Genomic DNA, 7,850 nt, shown 5'->3' with positions numbered 1-7,850 from the left:
ACCGGCCAATCCGCCTGGCTCCCCGCCACCAACCCCACCATCCACATCCGCCCCACCGGCACCCAAACCACACACCTCTACCGCGCCACAGCAGGCGAGCAGTCGACAGCGGAACCGTAGGAGGCCCGTAGCAGGGCCATAGCAACAGCCCGGACAGAGCCGCGACCTGCGTGATCGCGAGATCACGCAGGTACCACGAACCGAGTCCACTGTGTCAGCAGGGGACGAAACACTCATCTGTATCACCAGGAGTCCGACGACACCATCAACCTCAGAGGTAAAGACCCATGCTGCTGACAACCTGGCGCCAGCGACCCAGTACCGACGACGCACACCGGTTCTGCCAGGCCTGCAGCCGGAACCGCAGTGGCTGGGTCCTCGAAACCGTCATCGACCACGGCACGGGACTGGTCACCTCGCGGGAGGTACCTTGCCCTGACTGCATTCCCGCACCGGCTCCGCAGCGCCGCCGCCGGCCCGCGGCCACCACCCGGCGGCGGCACCCTCGCCGCCGCCGGGCACTTCTGGGCATGCTGCGCCTGAGCCGTCGCTGAGCTCATCGCTCGCCGGTTCCACCACACCTGCCGCACTGCTCCTGGCGGGAGTCGACCATGCCGGTATCGCGGTTCACGATCGTATCGAGCACCCAACCACTCCCGCCGCACGTGCCGCACGGATCCTTGGTCTTTGCTATCACTCGCTCCGAATTCCCCGCGACCGTGGTCATTTCGTCGACCCTGCCAGCACTCCCTGCGTGAAGTAGCGCTGGCAGGAGAAGAAGACGATGAGCGGGATGATCATGGACACGAAGGATCCCGTGGCCAGCAAGTCCATATTGGCTCCGAACTGACGGAGCTGAGACTGCAGCGCCAGTGTGATCGGTTGAGAGTCGGAGCTCGCGAAGACGAGCGCGACCAACATGTCGTTCCAGACCCACAGGAACTGGAAGATCGCCAGTGACGCAATGGCCGGCAGCCCCACCGGCAGGATCACCCTGCGGAAGATGGACCACTCCGTTGCACCGTCCATTCTGGCCGCTTCCAGCAGATCCTTGGGTATCCCCAAGAAGAAGTTGCGCAGCAGGAAGACCCCGAACGGCAGGCCGAGCGCGACGTGGAACAGCACGACGCCCAACAGGGAGCCGAACATGTCGAGCTCGCCGTACAGTCGCGCGATGGGAATGAGCGCAACCTGGATCGGCATCACCAGCATCGCGACGACGCCGATCATCAGCCAGTCACGGCCGCGGAAGTTCAGCCACGCCAGCGCATATGCTGCCAGCGCCGAAATGACCACGACCAGAAGCGTCGCCGGCACCGAGATCAGCACGGTGTTCCACAGCGACCGCAGAATCGTCTCGTTGCCAAGAATGTCCCGATAGTTGTCCAGCGTCAACTGCGCGGGCGCGGTGAAGATCGTCCACCAACCGCTGCCGCGGTTGTCGGTCTCGTCACGCAGCGACGAGACCAGCAACCCGAGCACGGGCATCAGCCAGAACAGGGCGATGACGAGCAGGATGACCCTGAGCAGCCGGGATCCCAGCCAGCCGAGGATGCGCGAGGCCACGCTCCGCCGCGGCGGTCCGGACAACTGGTCTTCCACGGGCTCGGGTGCGGTGGTCGAGCTGAGTACAGCCGTCATGCCTAGTGCTCCCTCCGGAACCGGCGGATGTTGAAGACGATCGCGGGGATCACCAGGAGCACCAGGAGCACGGCGAGCGCACTGCCCACTCCCTGGTCGCCTCCCGCTCCGAAGGACACCTGCCAGATCTGCAACGCGAGCACGTTCGCCTCTGCCTGCGACGAGCCAGGCGCGATGACGTAAACGAGGTCGAAGATCTTGAGCACGTTGATCACGAGCGTCACGAAGACGACGAGCAGTACCGGGCCGAGCAACGGCACGGTGACGCGCCGGAAGACCTGCCACTCGGTGGCGCCGTCCATCCGGGCCGCCTCCAGCGCGTCCCGGGGTATCGCCGCGAGCCCGGCCGCGACGAACGTCATCGCGAAGCCCGTCATGATCCAGATCCAGGCGGAGATGATCACTGGAGTGACCAGACCTGGCCCGAGCCAGCTCAGTCCACGGAACGGTTCGGCGAAGTTCTCCGCCGGGAGCCGGATCGAGTACGTGCCCGGTGACAGGTCCGCGAACAGGAAGGTGCCGTCGTTGGCCGTGGTTGTGGTCGCGACGACCTGGCCGTCGCGCACCGCCTCCACGGTGATGTGCGGCATCCCCCGCTCACCTCGGTCGAGGACGCCGACCTCGCCCGCGGCCCCGGAGGCGTCGAGCCACACCGTGCCCCTGAGCTCGCCCGGGTGGGTACCCGGATTGACGGCCTGCTGGGCCTCTTCCGGCATGCTCTGCTGCCTGACCCCCACGAGCGGCAGCTCGACCAGATCACCGGGACCATGTGCCGGTGCGGTCGCGAAGCCGCCGTCGGCAGCCGTGATCCCATCCGACTCCCTGGGCCGCGCGCCGGGGTACTCCGACGACGAGCTGAACATGTCGTGGACCGCAACGGTGGCCGCGTTGGCCACGCCGAGCTCGGGATCCTCGTCGTACACCAGGCGAAAGATGACGCCTGAGGCGAAAAGCGAGATCGCCATGGGCATGAACAGCACGACGCGGAACGCGACCGCCCACCGGATGCGCTCGGTCAGAACCGCGAACAGCAGACCGAAGGCGGTCACGAGGGTAGGAGCGACCAGCACCCAGATCAGGTTGTTCCGCAACGAGATCAGGGTCCGGTCGTCGCCGAACGCCTCGACGTAGTTGTCCACTCCGACGAACTCGTCGCCGGAAGCGTCGAAGAAGCTGCGGCCGAAGCTGAAGACGATCGGGTAGACGATGTAGAGCACGAGCAGAGCAAGGCACGGGGCGAGGAACAAGAACGCCTTGTTCCTCGGCCTGCCCCGGCTGCCCGGACGCCCCGGTGCGGGGCGCCGGGCGCCGCCTTCGCGGCGGCGCCCAAGCACACTGCTTGTCATGAGTCGCTCTCCGGTGCCGCGGTCAGAACGCCTTGACGGCGTCGGCTTCGAGCCGGTTCATGGCTCCCTGGATGTCCTCGGTGTCGGCGACGAAGTCCTGGAAGTCCTTCCACATGCCGACTCCCTTGGTCGCGCCGAAGGTGGTCGGCGCGAGGTCGGACAGGTCGAAGCGGACGTTCTCCCCCGCCTCGAGCAACTGGCTCGCCATGTTGCGGCTCAGCTCGTCGGGGTACACATCGAGCGACACCGCCTTGTTCGCCGAGACGAAACCGCCCTGCGCGGCCCACGCCTCGGCCGCCTCCGGCGAGGCGAGGAACCGCATCAGCTCCTCGGTCGCGGGGTCGTCGGTGAAGGCCACCGCGACGTCGCCACCCACGATCGCGCCAGGTCCCGAACCGTCGATCTCGGGGAACGGGAAGAAGTCCGCACCGACGCCCAGTTCGGTGCTGGTGCTGGAGGTGATGACGCCGGCGACGAAGTCACCCTCGTACACCATGGCCGCCCTCGGATCGTCGCCGAAGACGTTCTCGACCGAACCGGGGAACTCGGTCTGCAGGGTGCCGCTGACGCCGCCGGAGAGGAACTCCTCGGTGAACAGCTCGCGCATCACGGTGAGCGCTTCGGCCACCGAAGGATCCGTCCAGGGAATCTCGTGCCGGCTGAGACGGTCGTACATCTCGGCACCCGCCGTGCGGAGGTAGATGTTCTCGAACCAGTCGGTGAGCACCCAGCCGTCCGCGCCGCCGACCGACAGCGGCGTGATGCCGTTGTCAGCGAGAACCTGCGCGGTGTCGCGGAGGTCGGCCATCGTCTCCGGCGGCGTGACCCCCGCCTCGTCGAACAGCTCGGTGTTGTACCAGAAGGTGGACTTGTTGGCGGCCTTGAAGTAAACGCCGTAGGCAGTGCCGTCATGGGAACCGATGTCCTGCCACAGGTCGACGAAGTTCTCGTCCACCAACGCGCGCACCTCGTCCGACAGCGGCTTGAGTGAGCCTTGGCCCGCGAACTGCGCGATCAGCCCCGGCTGCGGCAGGAAGGCCACGTTCGGCGGGGTCTGACCGTCCACCTTGGTCTGCAGGACGGTGGGCAGGTCGTCACCCGCGGACGTGTACTTGACCTCGGCGCCGGTCTGCTCCTCGAACACGGCCAGCACCTCCTCGAAGGCGGCCTGCTCGTCGCCCGACCACACCGCGGAGACCTCCAGGGTCTGACCGCTCAGGTCGGCTCCCGAACCACCACTGGATTGGCCCTCGGACGACCCGCATGCCGCCAGCCCGAGCATGGCGACGGCCGCCAGGGCCACGCCGCCCATCGACTTCCTCATCAGTTCTCTCCTCGATCGTTCCAAATAGCGACACCGGTATCCGGATCAAAGAAGTGCATCCGCGCCGTGTCGACGCGGATCGCGATGCGCTGCCCCTCGAAGACGCTCGTGCGCGGGCTCAGCCGGCCGACCAGGACGATCGAATCGGCGCGCTCCCCCGCGGTGTCGTCACCGCGGTCGCGGGCCAGTTCCCTGGTGTCCTCTGTGAGCACGGGCCGGGAGTCGAGCGGGAAGTGCACGAGCACGTCGGACCCCATGGCCTCGACCAGGTCGGCGACCGAGTACAGCGTGTTGCCCTCGTGCGACTCGGTGAGCGCGGCGTCCTCCATGTCCTCGGGACGGATACCGAGGACCACGTCGCGCCCGCGGTAACGAGCCAGCCCCGGTCGCTGCCCAAGCACCGACTGCGGCAGCGACAGGCGCTGCGAGCCGATGCCGACCTCGTAACCCGAGCTCTCGGTGTACTCCAGCCGCGCGCTCACGAGGTTCATCCCCGGCGAGCCGATGAAGCCGGCCACGAACAGGTTCACCGGCCGGTCGTAGAGCTCCTGCGGGGGCCCGGCTTGTTGCAGGACGCCCCGTTTCATGACGACTACCCGGTCGCCCAGCGTCATGGCCTCCGTCTGGTCGTGGGTGACGTAAACGGTGGTGACGTTGAGATCCCGTTGAATACGCGCGATCTCGGCACGCATCTGGACACGAAGCTTCGCGTCGAGGTTGGACAGCGGCTCGTCCATGAGGAAGGCCCGCGGCTTGCGGACGATCGCCCGGCCCATCGCCACTCGCTGCCGCTGCCCACCCGAGAGGTTCCTCGGCTTGCGGTCGAGATGCTCGTGCAGGTCGAGAATGCGCGCCACCTCACGGACCCGGCGGTCGATCTCCGCCTTGCTCATCTTCCGCAGCGTGAGGCCGAAGGAGATGTTGTCGTACACGTTGAGGTGCGGGTACAGCGCGTAGGACTGGAACACCATGGCGACGTCGCGGTCCCTGGCAGGCAGATCATTGACGACGACATCGCCGATCTGGATGTCGCCTTCGCTGATCTCCTCGAGACCCGCGATCATTCTGAGCGCGGTGGTCTTACCGCAGCCGGAAGGGCCGACCAGCACGAGGAACTCACCGTCGGAGATCTCCAGATCAAGACCCTCAACAGCTCGTGTTCCATCGGCGTAACGTTTTCCGACCTTCGTCAGCACGATCGGTGCCACCGCGGACCTCCTCGTCCAAGCTCGGGAGACAGAATTCGGCGAATCGGTCGGCTGAGGACTCGCCACAACAAACGTCACGCTATGTGGCGGCGACCTAATAGATCCTTAAACGGCGGGCCCGATTGGCTTAACGGCTGGGAATCGCGCCTCCCCAGCTCCTGGTGGCCAGGTCCGCCAGTGCACCCGTAGTCACGCCCGTACCACGATGGCCTGACATCCAATGTGCTGCTGTTTCCCGCGTTCCGACGGGCCGGCGTCCGCGCCGCGATGTCAGCTTCACGCCAGGTTCTGACGCTAGGCTCACAACGTTATGCACACGGTTCTGCTAGTCGAAGATGACCCGGCAGTTCAAGCGGCGCTCGCTCGCACCCTATCCGCCAATGGATACGACGTGCGCACCGCTGGCACCGCCGCCGATGCGTTGCGAGACATCGCGTCCCTCCCGCTGGAACTCGTGATCCTGGACCTGGGTCTGCCCGATCTGGACGGCTCCTCAGCGCTCAGGATGATCCGCGGCGTGAGCGATGTGCCGGTGATCATCGCGACCGCACGGCGCGACGAAGGATCCGTCGTCAGGCTGCTCAACGACGGCGCCGACGACTACGTGGTGAAACCGTTCTCCAGCGAGCAGCTCATCGCGCGTATTCGCGCGCTCCTGCGCCGAACCGCCGCGGTGGAGGTGAACATCCGCCCCCTCGAAATCGGCGAGCTGCGCATCGACCGGGCCAGCAGGACCGTGACACTCGGCGCCCGCCAGCTCGAGCTCACGCGCAAGGAGTTCGACCTACTCGCCTTTCTCGCCGAGCACGCGGGCGAGGTGGTCAGCCGGAAGAAGATCGTCGAGCAGGTGTGGCAAGGCGAACTGCCCGTCAATAACCAGAGCATCGATGTGCACGTGTCATGGCTGCGGGGCAAACTGGGCGAGAGCGCCTCCGCTCCGCGGTACCTGCACACCGTGCGCGGCGTCGGCCTGAAACTCCTGTCACCGCCATGAGCCGCGCGTTCACGCGGCTGTCCCTACTCGCCTCGCTGTTGTGCCTCGGCGCCGTCCTGCTCGCGATCGTCGTCCACGACCTGGCCGGCGCTTCCGGGGACGCCGCCGACGAGTACCGGCGGCAGGCCTCGACGGTGGGGGCGGTGGTCGCAGTAGCTCCGCACCCCGAGCTGGTCCGGCGGATCGTGGCGCGCACACCGGCAGGTTCCGCCGGCGCACTCGCCGTCCACCTCCCAGGCGGGCAGGTGATCGGAACGAGCCGCGCATCACCGCACGAGGTGCAGGCTGTTGTCGCGACACGGCGCGGCACCGAGTCGCGCGGGGACTCGATCGAGCTCCTGCCCGTGGCACTCGACGGCAACGGTACCGCGGTCATCGAGCTGGACCTGCCCGACACCGTGTTCAGCGAGGGCTTCGGACAACGCTTCGCGCTCGTGACGGTGGCCGGCCTCGGCGGCACCGCGCTCGCCGTGGCCGCCATCCACCTGCGTTCCCGGCAGCTGGTACGGACCGTGCGCCACCTTGCCGACACTGCAGCCTCCCTCGGGAAGGGGCCCTACAGCGTCACCGTCTCCCCCACCATGCCAACGGAACTGGCTCGCCTGAACCGCGCACTGGCCGGGGTGGCACAGCGGTGGACGCGCCTGCGCACGGACGAACGCAAGCTGATGGCCGACCTGTCCCATCGGCTCCGTACCCCACTCACCGCGCTGAGCCTCGACGCAGAGGCTGTCGGCGACGGCCCGGTGGGCGCGCGGATCCGCAGGTCGATCGACGCGCTCGAGGCCGCCATCGACGAGGTCATCAGTGGCTCCGACCGCGAGCCTCGCAAGGTGCGGGAGAGCAGCTGCGATCTCGGCACCGTCGTCGCGGACCGGATGACGTTCTGGGCCGCGCTCGCCGAGGCACAGGGAAGGCACCAGCGGGTGGACACCGCGCGCTGCCCGACACCGGTGAAGCTCACCCGGGACGCGGTGGAGAGCATGCTCGACACTCTGCTCGTCAATGTCTTCCGCCATACCCCGCCCGGCAGCGACTTCGCGGTGGTCGTCGTCAAGCACGCGAACTGGATCACCCTCGTCGTGGACGACGCAGGGACCGGTATCGGCGACCCCGAGGCGGCCCTGCGTCGCGGCGCGAGCGGAAGCGGATCGACCGGGCTCGGTCTCGACATCGCTCGGAAGAGCGTCGAGAGCTGCGGCGGCACCATCCACATTGAACAGAGCAGTCTCGGCGGGGCGCGGGTGCGGCTGCGTCTCCCCGAGGCCGGCAGCGCGCCGGCCGACCGCCCACCCCGCGCGTGGCGGTTGTGGCGGCGGGGACCACAGCCGTGAGAG

General features: G+C 67.4%; 7 protein-coding genes. 3 read left to right on the top strand and 4 right to left on the bottom strand.

All coding sequences use genetic code 11. The features are described 5' to 3' along the window. Positions 1-287 precede the first annotated feature (287 nt). Positions 288-554 (top strand): hypothetical protein, encoded by a 267-nt coding sequence (locus tag ABZ863_RS15705; RefSeq protein ID WP_358535703.1) that lies wholly within the window; start codon positions 288-290, stop codon positions 552-554. Positions 555-723: 169 nt separating this feature from the next. Here the strand turns inward: ABZ863_RS15705 and ABZ863_RS15700 are convergent, their stop codons facing one another. Genes ABZ863_RS15700 through ugpC form a run of 4 tightly spaced genes read right to left on the bottom strand, consistent with a single transcriptional unit; the run spans position 724 to position 5,519 of the window. Continuing rightward, positions 724-1,641, bottom strand: a complete 918-nt coding sequence (locus ABZ863_RS15700) for a carbohydrate ABC transporter permease (RefSeq protein ID WP_358535701.1) — start codon at positions 1,639-1,641, stop codon at positions 724-726. Positions 1,642-1,643: 2 nt separating this feature from the next. After that, positions 1,644-2,987 (bottom strand): ABC transporter permease subunit, encoded by a 1,344-nt coding sequence (locus tag ABZ863_RS15695; protein ID WP_358535699.1) that lies wholly within the window; start codon positions 2,985-2,987, stop codon positions 1,644-1,646. 22 nt (positions 2,988-3,009) lie between these two features. Continuing rightward, entirely contained in the window at positions 3,010-4,311 is a 1,302-nt protein-coding gene (locus ABZ863_RS15690) for an ABC transporter substrate-binding protein (protein WP_358535697.1), read from the bottom strand. Then, the gene (gene ugpC / locus ABZ863_RS15685) at positions 4,311-5,519 is read right to left on the bottom strand and encodes a sn-glycerol-3-phosphate ABC transporter ATP-binding protein UgpC (RefSeq protein WP_358535695.1); all 1,209 of its coding nucleotides are present in this window, start codon (positions 5,517-5,519) and stop codon (positions 4,311-4,313) included. The genes ABZ863_RS15690 and ugpC overlap by 1 nt, the downstream gene beginning before the upstream one ends. Before the next feature lie 310 nt (positions 5,520-5,829). Between ugpC and ABZ863_RS15680 the strand changes: the two genes are divergently transcribed. Together ABZ863_RS15680 and ABZ863_RS15675 are read left to right on the top strand one after the other, a co-directional pair. Then, complete coding sequence (locus ABZ863_RS15680) at positions 5,830-6,513, top strand: response regulator transcription factor (RefSeq protein WP_358535693.1); 684 nt, start codon at positions 5,830-5,832, stop codon at positions 6,511-6,513. Continuing rightward, positions 6,510-7,847 (top strand): HAMP domain-containing sensor histidine kinase, encoded by a 1,338-nt coding sequence (locus ABZ863_RS15675; RefSeq protein WP_358535691.1) that lies wholly within the window; start codon positions 6,510-6,512, stop codon positions 7,845-7,847. The genes ABZ863_RS15680 and ABZ863_RS15675 overlap by 4 nt, the downstream gene beginning before the upstream one ends. The last annotated feature ends 3 nt before the right edge of the window (positions 7,848-7,850 follow it).

This window comes from Saccharomonospora sp. NPDC046836, from assembly GCF_040645195.1.
Lineage (GTDB): Bacteria > Actinomycetota > Actinomycetes > Mycobacteriales > Pseudonocardiaceae > Prauserella_A.
The sequence above is the reverse complement of the archived record's forward strand: the minus strand, read 5'-3'. Positions and strand labels throughout refer to the sequence as shown.

Bases quoted from the DNA above. Each gene is read 5' to 3' on its own strand.
- ABZ863_RS15675 (WP_358535691.1), top strand. From the start codon at position 6,510: ATGAGCCGCGCGTTCACGCGGCTGTCCCTACTCGCCTCGCTGTTGTGC.
- ABZ863_RS15690 (WP_358535697.1), bottom strand. From the start codon at position 4,311: ATGAGGAAGTCGATGGGCGGCGTGGCCCTGGCGGCCGTCGCCATGCTC.
- ABZ863_RS15695 (WP_358535699.1), bottom strand. From the start codon at position 2,987: ATGACAAGCAGTGTGCTTGGGCGCCGCCGCGAAGGCGGCGCCCGGCGC.
- ABZ863_RS15705 (WP_358535703.1), top strand. From the start codon at position 288: ATGCTGCTGACAACCTGGCGCCAGCGACCCAGTACCGACGACGCACAC.
- ABZ863_RS15700 (WP_358535701.1), bottom strand. From the start codon at position 1,641: ATGACGGCTGTACTCAGCTCGACCACCGCACCCGAGCCCGTGGAAGAC.
- ABZ863_RS15680 (WP_358535693.1), top strand. From the start codon at position 5,830: ATGCACACGGTTCTGCTAGTCGAAGATGACCCGGCAGTTCAAGCGGCG.